This window comes from Ruegeria sp. CDSB117 (assembly GCF_059611005.1).
Genome location: NZ_JBXWOS010000006.1, coordinates 86,735 through 107,468, shown reverse-complemented (window position 1 = coordinate 107,468; position 20,734 = coordinate 86,735). Strand labels below are relative to the sequence as shown.

The following is a 20,734-nucleotide window of genomic DNA, read 5'->3' as shown; positions in this document are numbered from 1 at the left end:
CGTAAGAATTGAGAAAACATCAGGAAAAAGTTGACGCTGATCTTTCCTGCGTCCCTTATCGGGGCGTTGGCGTCCGGGGTTGATCCCTGGTCCGCCGTTTCCGGCCCGGAGGAGGGGCCGGATGGGGAGGAGAAAGAGATTGGCTCAGACGCAGTCGGGCGCTGAAGGGATGCACTCTCTTCCGGCGCTGCTACACCGCAATGCGACCCAGTTCGGGGACGCCCCGGCCTACCGGGAAAAGGAGTTCGGAATCTGGCAATGCTGGACCTGGGCCGAAACGGCCAAGGAAATCCGTGCGATTGCCCTGGGCTTTCTGGAGCTTGGCGTAGAAAAAGGCGACCACATCGCCGTGATCGGGCGCAATCGTCCGGCGCACTACTGGTCGATGGTTGCGGCTCAGATGGTGGGTGCCGTGCCGGTGCCGCTTTATCAGGACGCAGTCGCCGAAGAGATGGCTTATGTGCTGGATCATTGCGGCGCAAAATACGTCGTTTGCGGTGATCAGGAGCAGGTCGACAAGGTCATCGAGATTCAGGAGAACCTGCATCAGGTCAAACACATCCTCTACACCGACAAACGGGGGATGCGGAAATACGATCACAGCCAGATGAACGCACTGGACGATCTGATGGCCGAAGGCAGTGCCGGTCACGCGCGTTTTGATGCGGAACTGGATCGTCGGATTGCCGAGGTCGATTACGACGGCACCTGCGTCATGCTGTATACGTCGGGCACCACGGGCAAACCCAAAGGCGTGGTGCTGTCGAACCGGAATGTGATCGAAAGCGCCAAGAACTCCGCCGAGTTCGATCATTTGAATCGGAACGAAGACATCCTGTCTTACCTGCCGATGGCTTGGGTAGGCGATTTCATCTTTTCCATCGGTCAGGCCTATTGGTGCGGCTTTTGCGTAAACTGCCCCGAAAGCGCCGACACGATGATGACCGACCTGCGCGAGATCGGGCCGACTTATTTCTTCGCTCCGCCGCGGGTTTTTGAGACTCAGCTGACCAATGTGATGATCCGGATGGAGGACGCTGGCAAACTGAAGCAACGGATGTTCCACCACTTCATGGCGCACGCCAAGAAAGTGGGAGGCCTGTTGCTGGACGGTAAACCTGTGGGCTTTGGCGACCGCTTGAAATATGCGCTGGGCAATATGTTGGTCTACGGGCCGCTCAAGGATACGCTGGGTTATGGCCGCTTTCGTGTGGGCTATACGGCGGGTGAGGCGATCGGGCCGGAGATTTTTGATTTCTACCGCTCGCTCGGCATCAACCTGAAACAACTTTACGGTCAGACCGAAGCGACGGTTTTCATCACCGTTCAGCCGGATGGAGAGGTGCGCGCCGACACCGTTGGTGTGCCTGCGCCCGATGTCGAACTGAAGATCGACGACAAGGGTGAGATTCACTATCGGTCACCCGGTGTTTTCGTCGAGTATTACAACAACCCGGACTCAACCGCCTCGACCAAAGATGCGGAAGGCTGGGTGGCCACTGGGGATGCGGGATTCATCGAGGAAAGTTCGGGGCATCTGCGGATCATCGACCGCGCAAAGGATGTGGGCAAGATGGCCGACGGGTCGATGTTTGCGCCGAAATACGTCGAGAACAAGCTGAAATTCTATCCCGACATCCTTGAGGTCGTTCTGTTCGGAAACGGCAAGGACCGCTGCGTCGCGTTTATCAACATCGACCTGACGGCTGTTGGGAACTGGGCAGAACGCAACAACGTGGCCTATGCATCCTATCAGGAGCTAACAGCGAATCCCCGTGTATTAGAGACGATTCGAAGCCATGTGGAAGAGGTGAACAAGTCTGTGGCCGCTGACGAAATGTTGTCGGGCTGCCAGGTGCATCGCTTTGTGGTGCTGCACAAGGAACTGGATGCGGATGACGGTGAGATGACCCGGACCCGGAAAGTGCGTCGCGGGTTTGTCGAAGATAAGTTCAGCGACATCATCGATGCGCTTTATGATGGGTCCAAGCAGGTCTCAACCACGACCGAAGTGACTTATGAGGACGGGCGAAAGGGATCGATCAGCGCTACGCTTGAGATTATCGATGCACCGGTCGTGCCGGTTGCTCAGCACAAGGTGGCGGCGGAATGAGGCCCGGTCATGCGCCGCTCGACCTGTGGTCATCGCCCCGCCCGCCGTCCCGTTTTTCCGCAAGTCAGGGAGTGATTGATGCTGGATAACTCCGAAGGATATGTCACCGAAGACGGCCGCAAGATCGGCGGCGTGGTGATGGAGATGAAGAACATCACCCTTCGTTTTGGCGGTGTGGTGGCGATCAAGGATATCTCGTTCGATATCCGTGAGGGCGAGATCCGCGCCATCATCGGCCCGAACGGGGCCGGTAAATCCTCAATGCTGAACGTGATTTCCGGCTTCTACATCCCACAGGAGGGCGAGGTCTGGTTCCATGGTGCCAAGCGTCCACAGATGCGCCCCTACGAAGTTGCGCGGCAGGGCATTGCCCGGACGTTTCAAAACATCGCCCTTTTCGAAGGAATGAGCGTTCTGGACAACGTCATGACCGGGCGGCTGAACTATATGAAAACCAACCTCTTTCAGCAGGCCATGTGGAAGGGCAAGGCTGAGGCGGAAGAGGTTGAAAACCGCGAGGCGGTCGAGAAGATCATCGACTTTCTTGAGATTCAGCACATCCGCAAGACGCCGGTTTCCCGCCTGCCATACGGGTTGAAAAAGCGGGTCGAGCTGGCCCGCGCGTTGGCGGCGGAACCCAAGCTGTTGCTGCTGGACGAACCAATGGCCGGCATGAACGTTGAAGAGAAAGAGGACATGAGCCGCTTTATCCTCGACGTGAATGACGAGTTTGGCACCACCATCGCCCTGATCGAGCATGACATGGGTGTTGTGATGGATCTGAGCGACCGGGTGGTCGTGATGGATTACGGCAAGAAGATCGGCGACGGCACCCCGGATGAGGTGCGCAGCAATCAGGAAGTCATCGACGCCTATCTGGGGGTGAGCCATGACTGAGCAACTGACAGACATGAGAGGGGGCGCACATGCCTGATCAGCTGATTTTCGCGATGGAGGTTTTCCTCAACGGCCTTATGGCAGGTGTTCTGTACGCCCTGGTCGCACTGGGCTTTGTGCTGATCTACAAGGCGTCCGGAATCTTCAATTATGCTCAAGGGGTTATGGCCCTTTTCGCCGCCATGACTCTGGTGGGGATCATGAACGGGCAGGTCCCGTTTGCCCATCTGATCAACGCGACATTCGGAACGCATATCCACAAGTTCGGATGGAATGTGCCTGCGTTTGTGGCGATTATCCTGACGATGGGTGTCATGGTTCTGCTGGCCTGGGCGGTGCAACGCTTTGTGATGCGGCATTTGGTCGGGCAAGAGCCGATTATCCTATTCATGGCGACCATCGGTCTGGCCTATTTCCTTGAGGGCGTGGCTGACCTGATGTGGGGATCCGAGATCAAGACGTTGGATGTCGGCCTGCCGCAGGGCATCAACCTGTGGATCGATGAGACCACGTTCAACATCTTTGGCTACGGCTTCTTTATCGACAACCTGGACATTGTGGCGACGGTGATTGCCGCACTGCTGGTGACCGCACTGGTCGCGTTCAGCCAATACACCAAGCAGGGCCGGGCGATGCGCGCGGTGGCCGATGACCATCAGGCGGCGCTGTCTGTCGGAATTTCGCTGAACTTCATCTGGATCATGGTGTGGTCGGTTGCGGGCTTTGTCGCACTTGTTGCAGGCATCATGTGGGGCACCAAATCGGGCGTTCAGTTCTCGCTGTCCCTGATCGCGCTCAAGGCGCTGCCGGTGCTGATGCTGGGCGGATTTACTTCGATCCCCGGGGCCATTGTTGGCGGGCTGATCATCGGTGTGGGCGAGAAGCTGTTCGAGTTCGCGATCGGCCCGCTGGTCGGCGGCGCGACCGAGAACTGGTTCGCTTATGTTCTGGCGCTGATCTTCCTCGTGTTCCGGCCGCAGGGCCTGTTCGGTGAGAAGATCATTGAGAGGGTGTAGGACGTGACCAAGCTGATCGCCATCATCAACGTGATCGCGTGGGCCGGGTTCTGGGCTTTTGGCTACATCGCGCTCACTTCGGATGATTTAACCGAAGGTCAGTTGGTGATTGCAGCAATTCTGGCTTTTGCCGGGCTCGCCATGGGCATCCTGGCTTACATGAAACTGGTGCGCGCCTCAGAGGCGAGCGGATATGCAAAAGGCTCCAAGCAGCTGAACGCCGAGGCCCGCAACCGGGCGCAAGAAGAATGGGGAAAGTAAGACATGTTTTATCGTGAGGCCGGGGATTTCAAAACCTCCTACACAGATGACAGCCAGACCTTTCCGATCAAGTTCGACCGGTATCGGTATTATGTGGTTTTGGCGGTGGCGTTTGGGATCATCCCGTTCGTCATCAATGACTACTGGGCCAATGCGCTGTTACTGCCCTTTTTGATTTATGCCATTGCGGCGATCGGGTTGAACATTCTTGTGGGGTATTGCGGGCAGGTATCCTTGGGTACCGGTGGCTTCATGGCTGTGGGTGCCTATGCCTGCTACAAGCTTATGACCTCTTTCCCGGATGTCAGCATGTTCATTCATGTCATTCTTGCCGGCGGCATAACGGCCATTGTCGGGGTGCTGTTTGGCCTGCCGAGCCTGCGGATCAAGGGGTTCTATCTCGCCGTGGCCACGCTGGCGGCGCAGTTCTTCCTTGTGTGGCTCTTTAACCGGGTGCCTTGGTTCTACAACTATTCGGCCTCGGGTCAGATCAACGCGCCGGAAAGGGATGTGTTCGGCATCATCATCACAGGCCCGAATGCACCGGCATGGGCCACCTATCTGTTCTGCCTGATTTTCCTGGCCGTCAGCGCCCTGATCGCGCGCAACTTGACGCGCGGCACGACGGGCCGGACATGGATGGCGATCCGTGACATGGACATCGCGGCCGAGATCATTGGGGTGAACCCGCTAAAGGCCAAGATGAGCGCCTTTGCCGTCAGCTCGTTCTTTATCGGCATCGCGGGCGCGCTGTTCTTTGCTGTCTATCTTGGTGCGGTCGAGGTCGGCGAAGTATTCGGTATCCAGAAATCGTTCCTAGTCCTGTTCATGATTATTATCGGAGGGTTAGGGTCCATTTTCGGATCGTTCGCCGGTGCCGCTTTCCTTGTTCTGCTGCCGGTGGTCCTGAAAGTGGTGGGCGTCGACGTTCTGGGCTGGCCCACGGATATCGTGGCACATCTGCAGCTGGTGATCGTCGGCGCGCTGATCATCATGTTCCTGATCTTGGAACCGCACGGGCTGGCACAACTGTGGCGCGTGGCGAAAGAGAAACTGAGACTATGGCCGTTCCCGCACTAAGGGGTCGGCCCAATGAAAAAACGGGCGGCACAAGCCCGAACGCAACATCGGACTAACCAAGGGAGGAGACACCCGATGAAATTGAAACTGGCAACCGCGGCGCTGAGCGCCCTGATGGCTGCAGGACCCGCTCTGGCGGATCTTGTGATCCCCGATCTGAGCTATCGCACCGGGCCTTACGCCGCTGGCGGTATTCCGTTCTCGGATGGCTATAACGACTATTTCACCCTGCTGAATGAGCGTGACGGCGGCATCGGCGGTGTTCCGATCCGGATGGTTGAATGCGAAACCGGCTATAACACCGAAAAAGGCGTTGAATGTTATGAATCCACCAAGGGCGAAGGCGCGCTGGTGTATCAGCCTTTGTCGACTGGTATTACCTATCAGTTGATCCCGAAAGTGACTGCGGACGACATTCCGCTGCACACGATGGGATATGGGCGGACCTCGGCCAAAAACGGCGACGTCTTCAGCCATACTTTCAATTACCCGGCCAACTATTGGGACGGGGCCTCGGGCGCGGTCAACTATTTGCTTGAGGAAAACGGTGGCGACCTGAGCGGCAAGAAAATTGCGCTGGTCTATCACAACTCGGCCTACGGCAAAGAGCCGATCCGCACCCTGGAAGAGCTGTCCAAAAAGCACGGCTTTGAGCTGGTCGCCCTGCCGGTCGATCACCCGGGTCAGGAACAGAAGTCGCAGTGGCTGCAAATCCGCCGTGATCGTCCCGACTATGTCCTGATGTGGGGCTGGGGTGTGATGAACCAGGTTGCGGTACAAGAGGCTGCAAACATCCGCTTCCCGATGGAAAACTTCATCGGCATCTGGTGGTCCGGTTCTGAGAACGATGTGCTGCCAGCGGGCGAAGCCGCCAATGGCTATAAGGCGCTGACCTTCCACAACGTGGGCACGGACTTCCCGGTCTTTGATGACCTGCAGAAACACGTGGTCGATGCGGGCAAGGCTGCTGGCGCGGGCGATCAGGTAGGCACGGTTCTGTACAACCGTGGCCTGTACGCGGCTGTTTTGGCTGCCGAAGCCATCAAGAAAGCCCAGGAAATCTCGGGCAATGCGGAAATCACCCCGTCTGAGATGCGTGCCGGTATGGAAGCACTGGAGATGACCGAAGAGAAGATGGCCGAACTGGGCCTGGCGAACTTCGGTCCGACCTTCTCGGTCTCATGCGAAAACCACGGCGGCGACGCCCTTGTGGGTGTGACGCAATGGGATGCAGCAAACAAGACCTGGACGCTGATCTCGGACTTCAAGCAGACCGATGGTGAAGTGATCGGCGCGCTAATCGATGAAGATTCTGCGGCTTATGCAGCAGAAAACAACATTGAAGGGCGTTGCTGATACAGCGCTTTGAACAACCCGGGGCGGCGGCAGACCGCCGTCCCGAACCCCACACTCGCTTAAGGACACGCGCAGATGCTGGATGCGGCACAAACCACTGACACCAAGTCGGAAACCCTGCTTGAGGTCAACAATATCGAGGTTATCTACAATCACGTGATCCTCGTTCTGAAAGGCGTCAGCCTGACTGTGCCCAAGGGCGGTATCACGGCCCTGCTGGGCGGCAACGGCGCAGGAAAAACGACGACGCTCAAGGCTGTGTCGAACCTTTTGCATTCCGAGCGCGGTGAGGTCACCAAGGGAACGATCGAATATCGCGGCACCAGCGTGCATGAAAGCGATCCCGCCGATCTGGTGGAAAAGGGCGTCATCCAGGTGATGGAAGGCCGCCATTGTTTCGAACACCTGACGGTCGAGGAAAACTTGCTGACGGGCGCCTATACCCGCAAGGATGGCAAGGCCGCCATCCAGCAGGACCTTGAACTGGTCTACACATATTTTCCCCGTCTGAAAGAACGCCGCCGGTCGCAGGCAGGCTACACTTCCGGTGGTGAGCAACAGATGGTTGCAATGGGTCGGGCTTTGATGTCCCGGCCCGAGACGATCCTGCTGGACGAACCCTCGATGGGTCTGGCGCCGCAGCTGGTCGAAGAGATTTTCGGTATCGTGAAGGACCTGAACGAGAAAGAAGGTGTTTCTTTCCTGTTGGCCGAACAGAACACCAATGTGGCTCTAAGGTTTGCGCATTACGGCTATATTCTGGAATCCGGGCGTGTTGTGATGGACGGCCCCGCCGCCGATCTGCGTGAAAATCCGGACGTTAAAGAATTTTATCTGGGCATGTCCGACGAAGGCCGCAAAAGCTTCCGTGACGTGCGGTCTTACCGCCGCCGCAAGAGGTGGTTGTAAGCGAATGGAGGATCTGGCGATGACCTACTACGACGCTCTCGAAACCCGATCAGCCGATGAACGCTCCGCTGATCAGGCGCAGGCGCTGCGTACTCAGATTGACTGCGCCCTGTCCGCTCCGGGCTTTGCTGCGCATCTGGCCGATGCGGATACCAGCGCGGTGATTTCAGCCGACGATCTGGTGAAACTGCCGGTTTTGCGGAAATCCGATCTGGCGCAAGCACAGGCGTCGCGTCCGCCATTCGGCGGATTTACCGTCAAACCAGCCCGACATTTCCATCATGTGTTCCAGTCTCCTGGTCCGATTTATGAGCCTGGCAGCACGGATCATGATTGGTGGCGCATGGGGCGTTTCCTGAACGCCGCCGACGTCGGACCCGGAGATATTGTGCAGAACTGTTTCGGCTATCACCTGACGCCAGCTGGTATGATTTTTGAAAGCGGCGCACGCGCGGTAGGAGCCGCTGTGCTGCCAGCCGGTACTGGCCAGACCGAATTGCAGGTGACAGCAGCGCGCGATGTAGGCTGCACGTCCTATGCGGGCACACCGGACTATCTGAAGGTCATTCTGGACAAGGCAGATGAGATGGGCGTGGCCCTGAACTTCTCGAAGGCTGTTGTGGGCGGCGGCGCGCTGTTCCCATCTTTGCGTCAGGATTATGCTGATCGGGGTATTTCCTGCCTGCAATGCTATGCCACGGCCGATCTGGGCAACATCGCCTATGAAAGCGCCGCGATGGAAGGGATGATCATCGACGAACATATCATCATCGAGGTTGTCACCCCTGGCACCGGAACACCGGTAGAGCCGGGTGAGGTGGGTGAGGTTGTGGTGACCTCTTTGAACCCCGATTACCCGCTGATCCGCTTTGCCACGGGTGATCTGTCCGCGATCATGCCGGGTGTTTCACCCTGTGGGCGGACCAACCTTCGGATCAAGGGTTGGATGGGTCGCGCGGACCAGACCACCAAGATCAAGGGCATGTTCGTCCGCCCAGAACAGGTGGCAGCATTGGTCGATAAGCACGAGGAAATCGTCAAAGCCCGCGTCATCGCCGCCCGTCAGGGTGAGATGGACACGATGACCGTTCAGATCGAAAGCGCAAGCGGAGACGACATGGCCTATGCCAAGTCCGTGGTCGAGGTGCTGAAACTGAAAGGCGCAATCGAGGTTGTAACCCCCGGATCACTGCCGAAGGACGGGTTGGTGATCGAGGATCAGCGCGTTTACGAATAACCCCGAGCCATGTCTGCGGCAGTATGTGCCGCAGATTTGTTTTTCCTGCACTGGTGTTTCTTAGCTTTTTGGTCGATTAAAGGCTGATCAATAGCCAACGCCAGTCACAATCCGGGTCCATGGCCGAAATCGACTATTCAGAACACGGGAAACGCAATCGCGGCGCGCTGGGCACCCGGTTGGTGGCCACTGTGGCTTATATGGTAGCAGCCGCTTGTCTTCTGCCCATGGTTGCGGTTGTTCTGGCGGCAGTGACGGGCGGTACGGAAACGGTCTCGCATCTGTTTGAGACGGTTTTACCCGGTTATGCGCTAACAACCGTGATCCTTGTCGTTTTGGTGGCTATCGGCACGTTCTCTATCGGGGTCGGCGCGGCGTGGCTGGTGACGATGACACGCTTTCCCGGTGTGCGCTTTCTGGAGATTGCACTGGTCCTGCCGTTGGCTTTTCCGGCTTATGTTCTGGCCTATGCCTATACGTTCATTCTGGATCACCCCGGTATCGTGCAGACCACGCTGCGCGACGTGACGGGTTGGGGGCCGCGCGATTATTGGTTCCCGGAAATCCGCTCGACCGAGGGCGCGGCGGTGATGCTGATCCTAGTGCTCTACCCTTATGTCTATTTGCTGGCGCGGGCCGCGTTTCTGCAGCAAAGTGCCACCGCTTTTCTGGCCGCTCGTGCGCTGGGCAAAAGCCCGTGGTTGGCGTTCTGGCATGTGTCTTTGCCGATGGCCCGCCCGGCCATTGCCGGTGGTGTCCTGCTGGCCATCATGGAAACCATCGCCGATTTTGGAACCGTCGCCTATTTTGGCGTTCAGACCTTTGCCACGGGCATCTACACAAGCTGGTTCTCGATCGGCGACCGGGCGGGTGCGGCGCAGTTGGCCTTGTGCCTGCTGGGTTTTGCGCTGGTCATGGCCGTAGCCGAGCGGACGCAGCGCGGCAAGGCAAAGTACTATCAGGCAGGCAAAAGCCATGCCTCGCTGCCTTCGGCGCAACTTAAGGGCTGGCAATCCGCAGCTGCCATAACCTTGTGCGCTATTCCAGTGGTGCTGGGGTTCTTGCTGCCGGTATTTATCCTGATCCAGATGGGTCTGACCTCTGAACAAAACCTGCTGTCGCGGCGTTACATTGGGTTCATTCAAAACTCGCTGACACTTGCAGGAGTGGCCGCCGTGGTCACGGTTTGCGCCGCGATCTGCGTTGGGTTCTTTCAGCGCCTTCGCCCGGGTCGGGGATCATCGACCACAGGCTATCTGGCGCGGTTGGGCTATGCGGTGCCCGGCGGCGTGATCGCCGTTGGCCTAATGGTACCTTTCGCCAGATTCGACAACGCGCTGGATTCGTGGATGCGTCAGACGTTCGACGTCTCGACAGGTCTGCTGGTGACGGGGTCAATCTGGTTGCTGGTGGCGGCTTACATGGTGCGCTTTCTGGCGGCAGCGCTCAGCGCGTATGAAGGCGGGCAGAGTACAGTGCACGCCAATATGGATGCGGCGTCCCGATCTTTGGGCCAATCGCCTCTGGGTACCTTGCGACGAGTGCATCTACCAATACTGACACCCTCGCTGCTGACGGCCTTGCTGATCGTATTTGTGGATGTGATGAAAGAGCTGCCCGCGACCTTGATCATGCGCCCATTCAACTTTGATACGCTTGCGGTCCAGGCCTATCGTCTGGCCTCAGACGAGCGGTTGGAGGGCGCAGCGGTTCCCTCGCTTGTGATCCTGGCAGTTGGGCTTTTGCCGGTGATTCTGATCTGTCGGCAAGTTGGGCAGCGGTAGGACGAAACGATTCAAAATTACCACACCTGTTGGCACCGGACTTGATTCAAATGCGTTTTCCGGCAAGGCTGAGGGTATGAACATGCAGCCTCCCAGCCGGTTTTCTGCAAACTCGGCCCAGATGCCCGTCGCGTTCGACCGGCGCGAGATGTCACATATCCTGTCCGTCTATGGCAAGATGGTCGCTGCCGGAGAATGGCGTGACTATGGCATTTCCAACCTGCGCGATATGGCGGTTTTTTCCATTTTCAGACGTACGGCAGAGCATCCGATCTACCGGGTCGAAAAACACCCTCGTCTGCGGTCCAAACAGGGGATGTATTCGGTGATCGGCATGGACGGGCGTATCTTGAAGCGAGGCCATGACCTGCGCACCGTGCTGCGAGTGTTGGAACGCAAGTTGATCCGGTCTGTCGACCTTGATTAGAGCCTTTTGTGGGCTGTTACAGACCCGTCGCCCTGCTCCAGAATCCGTGTGATTGCTTGATCCATCGGCTCGAACGTCACGTCCATGTGGTAGGCGTTGGCATGAAGCAGCATGTTCTCGCCATAGACCCATGCCACGTGGCCTTTCCAGAACAACAGATCCCCGCGTTTTGGTTCAGTTCCGGCAGGCAGCGCCGTACCCAGTTCGCGTTCCTGATCACTGCTATCACCGGGGCAGGGTATGCCGCAGGCCAGCAAACCGGCCTGAACCAACCCGGAACAATCAATACCGAAGCGACTGTTTCCCCCCCAAAGATAGGGTGTGCCCAGAAACAGCTCGGCCACCGCTACGGGATCGGTCAGGTGAGTTGCTCTGAGTTTGGCGTGAATCGCCGGAATGAACCCCAGTTCTGTTTCCAGAAACCTATTCTGTTCCGACAGCACGCATAATTTGCTGCCGAAACTTAGCGATACGCGGTCCGGGCTTTTCATGTCGGGCCGTTGATAGGCATGTGTCGCGGGCGCGGTGACCCAGTGGGTCTGTTGCGCCTCAGGCCCCAGTTGATCGGACCTGACCCAACCGGGATAGCCATCCTTGACCGAGGTGATCCGGCTCCACCCATCGGTATCGTCAACAACATCTACCGGGTCGCCAAACAACAGCTGCCGATCCCTTGGGCCATTCGGGCTGCGCAACAAATCAACAACCGGCTGTATGACGCGCAGGCCGGTCATAGGTTCAGAATCCCGGGCAGGGCGGTCAGCACGGCACGCGGCCCTTGGCCCAGACCGCCCTTGCTGCGTCCGGGGGCTTTGCTGGGCTGCCAGGAATAGATGTCGAAATGCATATAGCGGCTGTCACCCACAAAGCGGCGCAGGAACAGGGCCGCGGTGATCGAGCCTGCGAACCCACCTAATGGAGCATTGTCCAAATCAGCAATGCCGGGTTCGATCATCGCCTCATAGGGTTCATGGAAGGGCATCCGCCAGACCGGGTCGGCCGATTGCCGACCAGCTTTGGCCAGCGCGTGTGCAGCGCCATCGTCATCGGTGTAAAAGGGCGCCAGATCGGGGCCAACCGCCACGCGCGCGGCACCGGTCAACGTCGCCATCGAGATGATCAGGTCAGGTTCACCCTCATCCGCCAGCGCCAATGCGTCGGCCAGAACCAACCGCCCTTCGGCGTCGGTGTTGTTGATCTCCACCGTCAGACCTTTGCGCGAGGTCAGGATATCCCCCGGACGGAAGGCATTCCCTGCGACCGAGTTCTCGACTGCCGGGATCAGCACGCGCAGTTGTACAGGCAGCTTTAGTGCCATGATCATCCGTGCCAGACCCAGCACATTGGCCGCACCGCCCATGTCCTTTTTCATCAGGGACATCGAATTCCCTGGTTTCAGATTCAGTCCGCCAGTGTCAAAGCACACACCTTTGCCGACAAGGGTCAGTTTGGGCCCGGTGTTGCCCCATGTCATCTCGATCAGGCGCGGTGTTTGCGCGGCGGCGCGTCCGACCGTGTGAATCAGTGGGAAATTCTGGTCCAGCAGGGCGTCGCCTTGAATCGTCGAACATGTCGCGCCGAATTCCTGCGTCAAATCCTCGGCCGCGGCCTGCAGCTGATCCGGTCCCATGTCCGAGGCCGGTGTGTTGACCAAATCGCGGGTCAGCGCCTCGGCACTGGCTAGCGCCTCAATCCGCGGGGCATCAACACCTTCGGGTGCAATGAGTCGCGCCTTGGCAGGTGATTGATTGGCGTAACGATCAAAGGCATATCCTGTGAGTAGCCAACCAAGGCACTCGTTGCTTAGCGCTTCTGCGGGCACACCGGACGCGATGTGATAGGTTCCCTTCCGCAAGGCTTCGGCCGCCGCTGCCAGCGGGAACCGTTTGCGCGCGCGTTTGCTGCTTTTTCCGTAACCCGCCAAGGCCATTTGGGGGGTACCATCCGATTGCGGGATCAGCAGAGCTTGCCCCATGGCCCCGGTGAATCCGCTGGCCTCGACCCACGATGCGATGTGGCTTGGCTGGTCTTTCAACCAATCGTCAAGATCGGGTTGCGAAATGACATGCAGCGGCACAGAGGGTTCGGACGGCGAAGCGAAGGACAGGGTCATGGACATCTCGGCTGGTTCGATTTGTGCCCAGCCTAGCCGCCCACAATCCGTCCGCAAGCCCCGTCAGAGGGAAAGATCCTGCTGATCCCAGATTACGGTCAGCGATTTCTCACCTACACGGATCAGGCGCGACAGGGTGGCCCCCGTCGCGACCGCATCCCCAACGTCGACCGATTGCGCCACGTCACTGGCGACTCGGGCCAGCGCGGTCATGCCAATCTGTTCCGCAATAGCCACCAGTGACCGCGCGCATTTGCGCAGCCCGGCCCAATCGCGTTTACGCCAAAACCGCTCGCAGTTTGACAGGCGCACGGCCAATTCCTCGACCGTACGGCACAAAACATCCAATGCGTTCTTGTCGCCCAATTGGTGATACAGCCCGTTCAAGCGGTCCGTATCCAGCCGAACGGTTTCCTTTTGTTCAAGCGTGACTATTTTATCCACCACATCTACCCCAATTCTCTACGCCCCCACGGCATAGCTGGACATTGACGGTAGAATCCTTTGCAAAACCTTGCGTCGATGCTGGAATATGGGTCGAATTTTCTGCGAATTCAGGTTACAGCAGCCGGCAGATACAAGAACGGGGACATGAGAATGGACTTAGCCAAACCTCTGCCGACCTACCTGGTCAAGCGGTATCACGGATGGAAAGCCACCACCTATTCAGAAAATCAGGTCTGGTATCGCCGCCTGGCGACCGAGGGACAGCGCCCGCGCGCGATGGTGATTTCATGCTGTGACAGCCGGGTTCACGTAACATCGATCTTCGGCGCTGATCAGGGCGAGTTCTTTATTCACCGCAACATCGCCAACCTTGTGCCGCCTTACGCCCCTGATGGCGATCACCACGGCACCAGTGCGGCAATCGAATACGCGGTTACGGCGCTGAAAGTCGCGCACCTGATCGTTCTGGGCCACTCGCAATGCGGCGGCGTTCAGGGCTGCATCGACATGTGCAAGGGCAAAGCCCCGCAACTGGAAGCAAAAGAAAGCTTCGTTGGCCGCTGGATGGATATCCTGAAACCGAAATATGAATTGGTTGCCGATGTTGAAGACAGCGTCGATCAGGCACGGCAGTTTGAACGGCAGGCAGTCGTGGCATCGCTGGAGAACCTGATGACCTTTCCCTTCGTTTCCTCTGCGGTAGATGACGGCTCGCTGAGCTTGCATGGGCTGTGGACCGACATCGGTGAAGGTGGGTTGCAATGTTATGACCCTGCCGAGAAGAAATTCGTGGTTGTCTAAGCGACCCGACATCTGAAGAATTCGAATGGCGCGGATCAGGTCTCTGATTTCGCGCCATTTTTTGTTATGATCGACGCAAATCTATTCGGCTCAGGAGCGCGCCATGCGATTCATCAAACGTATTCTTGTCATTCTGCTTGTTCTCATTCTGGTTCTGGTTGGCGTATCTTACCTTTTGCCCGGCAAGGCCGAACTGTCCCGCAGCATCACGATCGACGCACCCGCCAGCGCGATCTTTCCTTACGTAAACTCGATGCAGGAAACCGAACAATGGTCGCCCTGGCTGTCGCGCGATCCGGAAACCCAGCTGTCTTATTCAGGCCCCGAGGCAGGTGTCGGCAATACTCTGAACTGGACATCAGAGAACCCGCAGGTGGGCACCGGTTCGCAAGAAATCGTCGAAAGCGTTCAGGACCAGACGGTTAAAACGGCGCTGGATTTTGGTCCGATGGGGCAAGCATCGGCCTCTTTCGACCTGACGCCCGAGGGTGATCAGACTCAGGTGATATGGGGGTTCGAGTCCGATCTTGGCATGAACCCAATGTCGCGCTGGATGGGTCTGATGATGGATAGCTGGGTCGGCGGAGATTACGAGCGCGGTCTGACAAACCTCAAGGCATTGGTTGAGCAGCAGGGGTGATTGGCAGAAGCTCTCAGTTTTTGTTCGAGTCGATTCTGCCGGATACTGCGATTTAACCGAACGGCTTTTAGATGCCGTTCGGAACGAGATCATGGTGACAAATTTGACGTTTATTATTGGGCAGTGTCCATCATCTGGATCAATTGAATGAGGTTCCCACAGGTATCGTCAAAGATCGCCATGCGAACCGGTCCGGCATCCATTGGCTCAACAGTGAACTCTACGCCAAGATCGCCCAGCCTTTTCGTTTCTTCATCCAGGTCTTCCACCTGAAACGAATGTGCAGGGATACCGTCAGACACAAGTGCTTCTTTATAAGGTTTCACAGCAGGGTGGTCGCTTGGTTCAAGCAACAACTCTGTTCCTTCGGGTTCTTCGCTTGACACCACTGTCAGCCAACGATTTTCACCCAACGGGATATTGTTCTTAACTGTGAAGCCGAGAGTATCAGTATAGAATTTTTCTGCCTTGTCTTGGTCGTCGACAAAAACGTTGGTCACATAGATTTTCATTTTTCTATCCCTTCTGTTTGTATTTCATGAGCCATGATGCCGCGGCGATATGATCTTCGTTGACGATTAGCGAATGGGCTTTCGTCCGCCCCCTCCATGTGGTCTCGATCAAACCAGCCTTCTCCAAAACGGTGAGATGCTGGGAAACCGTCTGGCGGGACAAAGCGATGCCATCCTCTGCAACCGATGCCGCGCATACCTCGAACAATGACTGAGCCGTTTGTTTGCTCAGATGGTCGATGATGCGGCGGCGCGTACTGTCGGAAAGAGCTTTGAAAATAATATCGAGGTGATCATCTGTCATCGAAATCAATATGCAGTAATTTTACTGCATATCAAGCTTGATTGCAAAGTGGGCTGCAGATTTGGCCAAGCAAACGGCAAAAAGGCTGCAGAAACCAGGCAAACAATTGTCGCGCGATATCAGACAAAAAAGCCCCGCCGAGTAAGGCGAGGCTTAAATTCTCTGTTCGCTAAATGCTGAAAAGGAACTTAGCCCTTTTTCAGAACCTCACGGCCCAGCAATTCGGCGATTTGTACTGCGTTCAGCGCTGCACCTTTGCGCAGGTTGTCCGAGACGCACCACAGGTTAATGCCGTTCTCAATGGTCGAGTCCTGACGAATGCGGCTGATGAATGTTGCGAAATCGCCCGCGCATTCGATCGGCGAGACGTAGCCACCGGGTTCGCGCTTGTCGATCACCATGATGCCTGGAGCCTCGCGCAGGATGTCTCGCGCTTCGTCTTCGTCCAGGAATTCTTCGAACTCGATGTTCACGGCCTCAGAGTGGCCGACGAACACGGGAACGCGGACGCAGGTGGCTGTGACCTTGATCGACGGATCGACGATCTTTTTGGTTTCCACAACCATCTTCCACTCTTCCTTGGTCGAGCCGTCTTCCATGAAGACATCGATCTGCGGAATGACGTTGAAGGCGATCTGCTTCTGGAACTTGTTTGGCGGAACGTCCGTGGTGGGATTGTAGACCGCTTTGGTCTGATCCCACAGCTCGTCCATGCCTTCCTTACCGGCGCCAGACACCGACTGATAGGTCGACACGACGACGCGCTTGATGCGCGCGCGGTCATGCAGCGGCTTCAGCGCGACAACCATCTGCGCGGTCGAGCAGTTGGGGTTGGCGATGATGTTCTTGTTTTTGTAGTCGTGGATCGCCTGCGGGTTACATTCCGGCACGATCAGCGGAATGTCCGGGTCATAACGATAGAGCGACGAGTTATCGATCACCACGCATCCGGCTTTGGCCGCCTTGGGGGCGTAGACCTTGGTCGCCTCGGACCCTACGGCAAACAGCGCCATGTCCCAGCCGGTGAAATCGAACGTGTCCAGATCCTTGGTAGTGAGTGTCGTGTCGCCAAAGCTTACTTCGGTGCCCAGCGAACGACGGCTTGCCAGAACAGCAAGTTCATCGACGGGGAACTGGCGTTCAGCCAGAATGTTCAGCATTTCGCGGCCCACGTTACCCGTGGCGCCGACGACTACGACGCGATAGCCCATTTCATGTCTCCAGTGTTAAGGACGCGCGTTCATAGCCGCGTTGCAGCAAATAAAAAAGAGTTTTCGGGGTTTATTTCGCGCAATGACACCGATTTGACGTGGCGCATCGCCTCAGGTGTCGGTCAAAAGGCGTTCATAGAGCGCGACAAGCGTCTTTGCCTCACCATTGATGTCGAAATTCTGCTCGACATGGGTGCGGGCTGCGATACTGGAACGGGCAAGGGATTCGCGGTCGGACAGCATTTCGGCGGCGGCTTCGGCCAGCGCGGGGATATCACCGGGTTCGACCACGCGGCCCAGCGACGGGTCGGTGACGATCTCGGAGAACGCGCCTACATCCGTGGCAACAACCGGCACGCCGCAAGCCATTGCTTCCAGCGGCGTCAGGCCGAACCCTTCCCACCGTTGCGGGGCAATGAACAGGTCCAGCACCTGATACCATTCGGCGATCTGATCGACGGTCACCTCGGGCATGAACAGAATGCGGTCGGACAGGCCCGCCTTGGCGACTTTGTCTTTCAATTCGGTCAGAAAGCTGGCGTGTTTCTCGGTCGCGCGGCCCATGACGATGCCATGGACATCGTCAAACCGATTGCACAGGTCGATCATTGCGTCGACAAAGGCGTCGGTGCCCTTCTGGTGGCGAATGCGGCCATAGCAGCCCAGCAATAGACCATCTGGCAAACCCAGCCGCGCCCGAACTGCAGCTTTGTCTTCGGGCGGTGTGAAGTCGTGCAAGTTGATGCCATGCATGATGACTTGCGCATCCCTCTCCAGATACCCGGCGGTTTTGCGAGAAGTTGCGACGACCGCGTCCATTTTGTCGATCAGCCATTTGGTGTAACCCGAATGCGCGCGTTGCGAGGCGCTGGTGAACAGCAACTTCAACCGCAGCCGCAGCACGTTGCGCAGGATCAGGCCCAGCAGCATCTCGGTATTGCGGCGCGCGTGCCAGACACGCAGTGTTTTGCGCGACAAAAAGGGCAGGCGGCCCAGCGGGATATGTGGGATGTCATCCGGCAGACCCGGCCCGGTGGCCGCGATGTCGATCCATTGCACCTGCAGCGGCACCAACCGGGCAATCGTCGCGGTCACACCCGAAAGTCTGCGTTTGAGGTTGGGGGCAATGACGCGCGGGTCGGACATGGATACTCCTGGCAGTTCCAGCGTTAGTCGACGCTGTCGCGGCTGAACAAGTAGATCACGCAGCCGATGGCCAGCGTGACCGCAAAAAAGCCGAATATCGCTGTGTAGGGCGCGGTCGGGCTGATGTCCACCGTGGCGGCATGGATGCGGCCGGTGACGAATTGCGCCAGTCCTACACCGCCAATGCCGAAGAGGTTCAGCAGGGTCATGCCGCGCCCAACCAGATGCGGCGGAACAAAGGCCCGTCCATGAGCCATGATGACCGGGAAGCTGGCCCCCAGAAACCCGATCGCTGCCATCAGGACGACCGCCAGCCAAACTGCGTTGTCGACCCAAAGGCACATCAGAACCAGCCCCACTGTGCCCAGCGCGTTGCCGCCAAAGATCACCCATTTTCGCGTGCCCAGCATTCGATCGAGCGGCCCATACGCAAAGGTACCTGCAATCATCGCCGCCCCCATGATCAGGGTCGCTGTCCCGATCTGGGTGGTGCTAAGGCCGAAGATATCGCTGAGGTACGGCCCGGCCCAAAGGCCGCGCGTTGCCGCCGACGGGGCATAGGCCACCAGCATCAGCGGCAAGATCGCCCACAGGGCGGGCTCTTTCAGCAGGTCCAGCACCGATCCCCTGTGTTCGGTCTCGACACGTTTGGGATCATGCACGCTGAACCAGATGCCCAACGCGATCGCGGCGGAAGAAACGGCCAGCGTCCCCATCGTTGCGCGCCATCCCATCAGCTCGACCGCCAGCGCAGTAGGGTACGAGGCAACCAGATTGCCGACCGATCCAACGCCCAGCATGACAGCCGCCAAGGTGGCGAAGCGGGCAGGTGGGAATTCGCGGGCGAAGATATAGTAAGATGCCATCAATACCGGTGAGCAGCCGACCCCGATCAACCCCATGGCGATGGCGATGTGAAAAGGGGAGCTGGATATGGCAAACAATGCCGCTCCGCCGGCACCACCGACCAGCAGCAAGACCGCCGCCGTCAGGCGCGGTCCAACTCGGTCCAGTGCCCAGCCTACGGGCAACTGCATGGCGGCAAAGATCAGAAACCATAGACCGGACGCAAAGGCCAGATCCTCGGGTGTGGCCCCGATATCGCGCCCCAGATCAACACTGAGAACCGCGAGAAAGGCGCGAAAGAACTGGCTGAGCACATAGCCCAGGCACAACACCACCAGACCTGCCTTCATGAAAACCCTCTCCCCCAAACCGGCGAAGAAATGCTTGGCACGTCACGGTGCCACACACAAGCGCGTGTGCTATACTGATTTTGCCGGACTGTGATCACATTCGGGCTATCCTTGTCCTTACCGATTATCCGAGGTGCCAATGAAAGACGCCCAGGCCGCGTTCTATGACAGTCTTCCCCTGTTGCGGGACTTTACCCGTTTGGTGGATCCGGCGCGTTTCTCTGCTGTTCCGGGCGATTGGGCGTTGGGTGTGGCTGATATCGTCGACTCCACCGGTGAGATTGCAAAAGGACGATACAAGACGGTCAACATGGTCGGCGCGGCGGTGATCTCGGGCATGATCAACGCGCTCCACGGCAAGGAGTTCCCTTATGTTTTTGGCGGCGACGGCGCCGGATTCGCCGTGCCCGCAAGTGAGATCGACACCGCCAAAGCGGTATTGGCGGACCTCAGGCGCTGGGCGGAAGAAGAATTCTCGATCTCGCTACGCGCGGCGTTGGTTCCGGTTGCCGAAATTCGTAAGGCAGGAAAGGACCTGCGGGTCGCGCGTTATGCGCCGTCTGATGGGGTGGATTACGCCATGTTCTCGGGTGGGGGGTTGGCCTGGGCTGAGGCGCAGATGAAGGCTGGTACCTTTATGGTGCCGCCTGCCAAACCTGGTGCACAGCCCGACCTAACCGGTTTGTCCTGCCGGTGGTCCAACAGCAAGGCACGCAATGGTCAAATCGTCTCGGTCGTCGTTCAGCCCACAGCAAATGCGACCGAGAGTGACTTTGCGGATTTGGCCCGTTCGGTTTTGTCAGCTTCGGAGGGGTTGGAGCGTTCGGGTCATCCAGTACCAGAAGATGGCCCGCCGATCAGCTGGCCACCGCCGGATGTTGGCCTGGATGCCCGCGTATCACGAGCTGGGAACAATTTGTTGCTGCAGCGGATCAAATTGCTGGGCCAGAACCTTTTGATCGCCCTGTTGTTTACATCGGGCAAACGGTTGGGCAATTTCGAACCCGGCCATTACAAGCGCATGGTCAGCCGCAACGCCGATTACCGAAAATTCGATGATGGGCTGAAAATGACGCTGGATTGTGACGCTGCCACGTTGACGCAAATCCGGATGATGCTTGAACAGGCGCGCGGACAGGGCAAGATCCGTTATGGGCTGCATGCGCAGGACGAGGCGATGATGACATGTATCGTCCCCTCGGCGACGCGCGACGATCATGTTCACTTTGTGGATGGGGCTTCGGGCGGCTATGCGCAGGCCGCCGCCACCATGTACGCCTGACG

General features: G+C 57.9%; 21 protein-coding genes. 13 read left to right on the top strand and 8 right to left on the bottom strand.

Annotated elements, in window-relative coordinates:
• Window positions 1-169 precede the first annotated feature (169 nt).
• From AC2FJC_RS08980 to AC2FJC_RS08935, 10 genes are all read left to right on the top strand, one after another.
• Window positions 170-2,113, top strand: coding sequence for an AMP-binding protein (locus AC2FJC_RS08980; RefSeq protein ID WP_496739310.1), 1,944 nt, complete (start codon window positions 170-172; stop codon window positions 2,111-2,113).
• 78 nt (window positions 2,114-2,191) lie between these two features.
• Complete coding sequence (locus AC2FJC_RS08975; RefSeq protein ID WP_058275088.1) at window positions 2,192-3,010, top strand: ABC transporter ATP-binding protein; 819 nt, start codon at window positions 2,192-2,194, stop codon at window positions 3,008-3,010.
• A gap of 29 nt (window positions 3,011-3,039) precedes the next feature.
• Window positions 3,040-4,026 (top strand): branched-chain amino acid ABC transporter permease, encoded by a 987-nt coding sequence (locus AC2FJC_RS08970; protein ID WP_496726229.1) that lies wholly within the window; start codon window positions 3,040-3,042, stop codon window positions 4,024-4,026.
• A 3-nt stretch (window positions 4,027-4,029) separates the two neighbouring features.
• Window positions 4,030-4,287: a hypothetical protein gene (locus AC2FJC_RS08965; RefSeq protein WP_058279215.1), complete on the top strand. Its 258-nt coding sequence runs from the start codon at window positions 4,030-4,032 to the stop codon at window positions 4,285-4,287.
• 3 nt (window positions 4,288-4,290) lie between these two features.
• Window positions 4,291-5,367: a branched-chain amino acid ABC transporter permease gene (locus tag AC2FJC_RS08960; RefSeq protein ID WP_058275085.1), complete on the top strand. Its 1,077-nt coding sequence runs from the start codon at window positions 4,291-4,293 to the stop codon at window positions 5,365-5,367.
• Window positions 5,368-5,442: 75 nt separating this feature from the next.
• The gene (locus AC2FJC_RS08955; protein WP_496697506.1) at window positions 5,443-6,723 is read left to right on the top strand and encodes an ABC transporter substrate-binding protein; all 1,281 of its coding nucleotides are present in this window, start codon (window positions 5,443-5,445) and stop codon (window positions 6,721-6,723) included.
• A gap of 75 nt (window positions 6,724-6,798) precedes the next feature.
• The gene (locus tag AC2FJC_RS08950; protein WP_058275083.1) at window positions 6,799-7,632 is read left to right on the top strand and encodes an ABC transporter ATP-binding protein; all 834 of its coding nucleotides are present in this window, start codon (window positions 6,799-6,801) and stop codon (window positions 7,630-7,632) included.
• Window positions 7,633-7,651: 19 nt separating this feature from the next.
• Entirely contained in the window at window positions 7,652-8,869 is a 1,218-nt protein-coding gene (locus AC2FJC_RS08945; protein WP_496739224.1) for a phenylacetate--CoA ligase family protein, read from the top strand.
• Window positions 8,870-8,988: 119 nt separating this feature from the next.
• Window positions 8,989-10,653: an ABC transporter permease gene (locus AC2FJC_RS08940; protein WP_496739223.1), complete on the top strand. Its 1,665-nt coding sequence runs from the start codon at window positions 8,989-8,991 to the stop codon at window positions 10,651-10,653.
• A gap of 76 nt (window positions 10,654-10,729) precedes the next feature.
• Window positions 10,730-11,080 (top strand): DUF2794 domain-containing protein, encoded by a 351-nt coding sequence (locus AC2FJC_RS08935; protein ID WP_058275250.1) that lies wholly within the window; start codon window positions 10,730-10,732, stop codon window positions 11,078-11,080.
• Here AC2FJC_RS08935 and AC2FJC_RS08930 read toward each other — a convergent pair.
• From AC2FJC_RS08930 to AC2FJC_RS08920, 3 genes are all read right to left on the bottom strand, one after another.
• Window positions 11,077-11,814, bottom strand: coding sequence for a C40 family peptidase (locus AC2FJC_RS08930; protein ID WP_496739222.1), 738 nt, complete (start codon window positions 11,812-11,814; stop codon window positions 11,077-11,079). The genes AC2FJC_RS08935 and AC2FJC_RS08930 overlap by 4 nt on opposite strands.
• Window positions 11,811-13,193: a leucyl aminopeptidase family protein gene (locus tag AC2FJC_RS08925; RefSeq protein ID WP_496739221.1), complete on the bottom strand. Its 1,383-nt coding sequence runs from the start codon at window positions 13,191-13,193 to the stop codon at window positions 11,811-11,813. The genes AC2FJC_RS08930 and AC2FJC_RS08925 overlap by 4 nt, the downstream gene beginning before the upstream one ends.
• A gap of 63 nt (window positions 13,194-13,256) precedes the next feature.
• Window positions 13,257-13,637: a hypothetical protein gene (locus tag AC2FJC_RS08920; protein ID WP_496739220.1), complete on the bottom strand. Its 381-nt coding sequence runs from the start codon at window positions 13,635-13,637 to the stop codon at window positions 13,257-13,259.
• 153 nt (window positions 13,638-13,790) lie between these two features.
• Between AC2FJC_RS08920 and AC2FJC_RS08915 the strand changes: the two genes are divergently transcribed.
• Complete coding sequence (locus AC2FJC_RS08915; protein ID WP_109313867.1) at window positions 13,791-14,441, top strand: carbonic anhydrase; 651 nt, start codon at window positions 13,791-13,793, stop codon at window positions 14,439-14,441.
• Window positions 14,442-14,544: 103 nt separating this feature from the next.
• The gene (locus AC2FJC_RS08910) at window positions 14,545-15,081 is read left to right on the top strand and encodes an SRPBCC family protein (RefSeq protein WP_496726222.1); all 537 of its coding nucleotides are present in this window, start codon (window positions 14,545-14,547) and stop codon (window positions 15,079-15,081) included.
• 113 nt (window positions 15,082-15,194) lie between these two features.
• Here AC2FJC_RS08910 and AC2FJC_RS08905 read toward each other — a convergent pair whose 3' ends face one another.
• From AC2FJC_RS08905 to AC2FJC_RS08885, 5 genes are all read right to left on the bottom strand, one after another.
• Window positions 15,195-15,593 carry a VOC family protein gene (locus tag AC2FJC_RS08905; RefSeq protein ID WP_496739219.1) on the bottom strand — a complete coding sequence of 133 codons (399 nt, stop codon included), beginning with the start codon at window positions 15,591-15,593 and terminating at the stop codon, window positions 15,195-15,197.
• Window positions 15,594-15,597: 4 nt separating this feature from the next.
• Window positions 15,598-15,897: an ArsR/SmtB family transcription factor gene (locus tag AC2FJC_RS08900; RefSeq protein ID WP_496739218.1), complete on the bottom strand. Its 300-nt coding sequence runs from the start codon at window positions 15,895-15,897 to the stop codon at window positions 15,598-15,600.
• Window positions 15,898-16,085: 188 nt separating this feature from the next.
• Window positions 16,086-17,108: an aspartate-semialdehyde dehydrogenase gene (locus AC2FJC_RS08895; protein WP_496726219.1), complete on the bottom strand. Its 1,023-nt coding sequence runs from the start codon at window positions 17,106-17,108 to the stop codon at window positions 16,086-16,088.
• A gap of 111 nt (window positions 17,109-17,219) precedes the next feature.
• On the bottom strand, window positions 17,220-18,254 hold the full coding sequence (locus AC2FJC_RS08890) for a glycosyltransferase family 4 protein (protein ID WP_496739217.1): 1,035 nt from the start codon (window positions 18,252-18,254) through the stop codon (window positions 17,220-17,222).
• 23 nt (window positions 18,255-18,277) lie between these two features.
• On the bottom strand, window positions 18,278-19,450 hold the full coding sequence (locus AC2FJC_RS08885) for an MFS transporter (RefSeq protein WP_496739216.1): 1,173 nt from the start codon (window positions 19,448-19,450) through the stop codon (window positions 18,278-18,280).
• A gap of 139 nt (window positions 19,451-19,589) precedes the next feature.
• Here AC2FJC_RS08885 and AC2FJC_RS08880 point away from each other — a divergent pair, with 139 nt between their 5' ends.
• Window positions 19,590-20,732, top strand: coding sequence for a DUF3095 domain-containing protein (locus tag AC2FJC_RS08880; RefSeq protein ID WP_496739215.1), 1,143 nt, complete (start codon window positions 19,590-19,592; stop codon window positions 20,730-20,732).
• Window positions 20,733-20,734: the final 2 nt, after the last annotated feature.

Coding starts and splice junctions, on each gene's coding strand:
- AC2FJC_RS08980 (WP_496739310.1), top strand. CDS start 170: ATGCACTCTCTTCCGGCGCTGCTACACCGCAATGCGACCCAGTTCGGG.
- AC2FJC_RS08975 (WP_058275088.1), top strand. CDS start 2,192: ATGCTGGATAACTCCGAAGGATATGTCACCGAAGACGGCCGCAAGATC.
- AC2FJC_RS08970 (WP_496726229.1), top strand. CDS start 3,040: ATGCCTGATCAGCTGATTTTCGCGATGGAGGTTTTCCTCAACGGCCTT.
- AC2FJC_RS08960 (WP_058275085.1), top strand. CDS start 4,291: ATGTTTTATCGTGAGGCCGGGGATTTCAAAACCTCCTACACAGATGAC.
- AC2FJC_RS08955 (WP_496697506.1), top strand. CDS start 5,443: ATGAAATTGAAACTGGCAACCGCGGCGCTGAGCGCCCTGATGGCTGCA.
- AC2FJC_RS08950 (WP_058275083.1), top strand. CDS start 6,799: ATGCTGGATGCGGCACAAACCACTGACACCAAGTCGGAAACCCTGCTT.
- AC2FJC_RS08945 (WP_496739224.1), top strand. CDS start 7,652: ATGACCTACTACGACGCTCTCGAAACCCGATCAGCCGATGAACGCTCC.
- AC2FJC_RS08940 (WP_496739223.1), top strand. CDS start 8,989: ATGGCCGAAATCGACTATTCAGAACACGGGAAACGCAATCGCGGCGCG.
- AC2FJC_RS08935 (WP_058275250.1), top strand. CDS start 10,730: ATGAACATGCAGCCTCCCAGCCGGTTTTCTGCAAACTCGGCCCAGATG.
- AC2FJC_RS08930 (WP_496739222.1), bottom strand. CDS start 11,814: ATGACCGGCCTGCGCGTCATACAGCCGGTTGTTGATTTGTTGCGCAGC.
- AC2FJC_RS08925 (WP_496739221.1), bottom strand. CDS start 13,193: ATGACCCTGTCCTTCGCTTCGCCGTCCGAACCCTCTGTGCCGCTGCAT.
- AC2FJC_RS08915 (WP_109313867.1), top strand. CDS start 13,791: ATGGACTTAGCCAAACCTCTGCCGACCTACCTGGTCAAGCGGTATCAC.
- AC2FJC_RS08910 (WP_496726222.1), top strand. CDS start 14,545: ATGCGATTCATCAAACGTATTCTTGTCATTCTGCTTGTTCTCATTCTG.
- AC2FJC_RS08905 (WP_496739219.1), bottom strand. CDS start 15,593: ATGAAAATCTATGTGACCAACGTTTTTGTCGACGACCAAGACAAGGCA.
- AC2FJC_RS08900 (WP_496739218.1), bottom strand. CDS start 15,897: ATGACAGATGATCACCTCGATATTATTTTCAAAGCTCTTTCCGACAGT.
- AC2FJC_RS08895 (WP_496726219.1), bottom strand. CDS start 17,108: ATGGGCTATCGCGTCGTAGTCGTCGGCGCCACGGGTAACGTGGGCCGC.
- AC2FJC_RS08890 (WP_496739217.1), bottom strand. CDS start 18,254: ATGTCCGACCCGCGCGTCATTGCCCCCAACCTCAAACGCAGACTTTCG.
- AC2FJC_RS08885 (WP_496739216.1), bottom strand. CDS start 19,450: ATGAAGGCAGGTCTGGTGGTGTTGTGCCTGGGCTATGTGCTCAGCCAG.
- AC2FJC_RS08880 (WP_496739215.1), top strand. CDS start 19,590: ATGAAAGACGCCCAGGCCGCGTTCTATGACAGTCTTCCCCTGTTGCGG.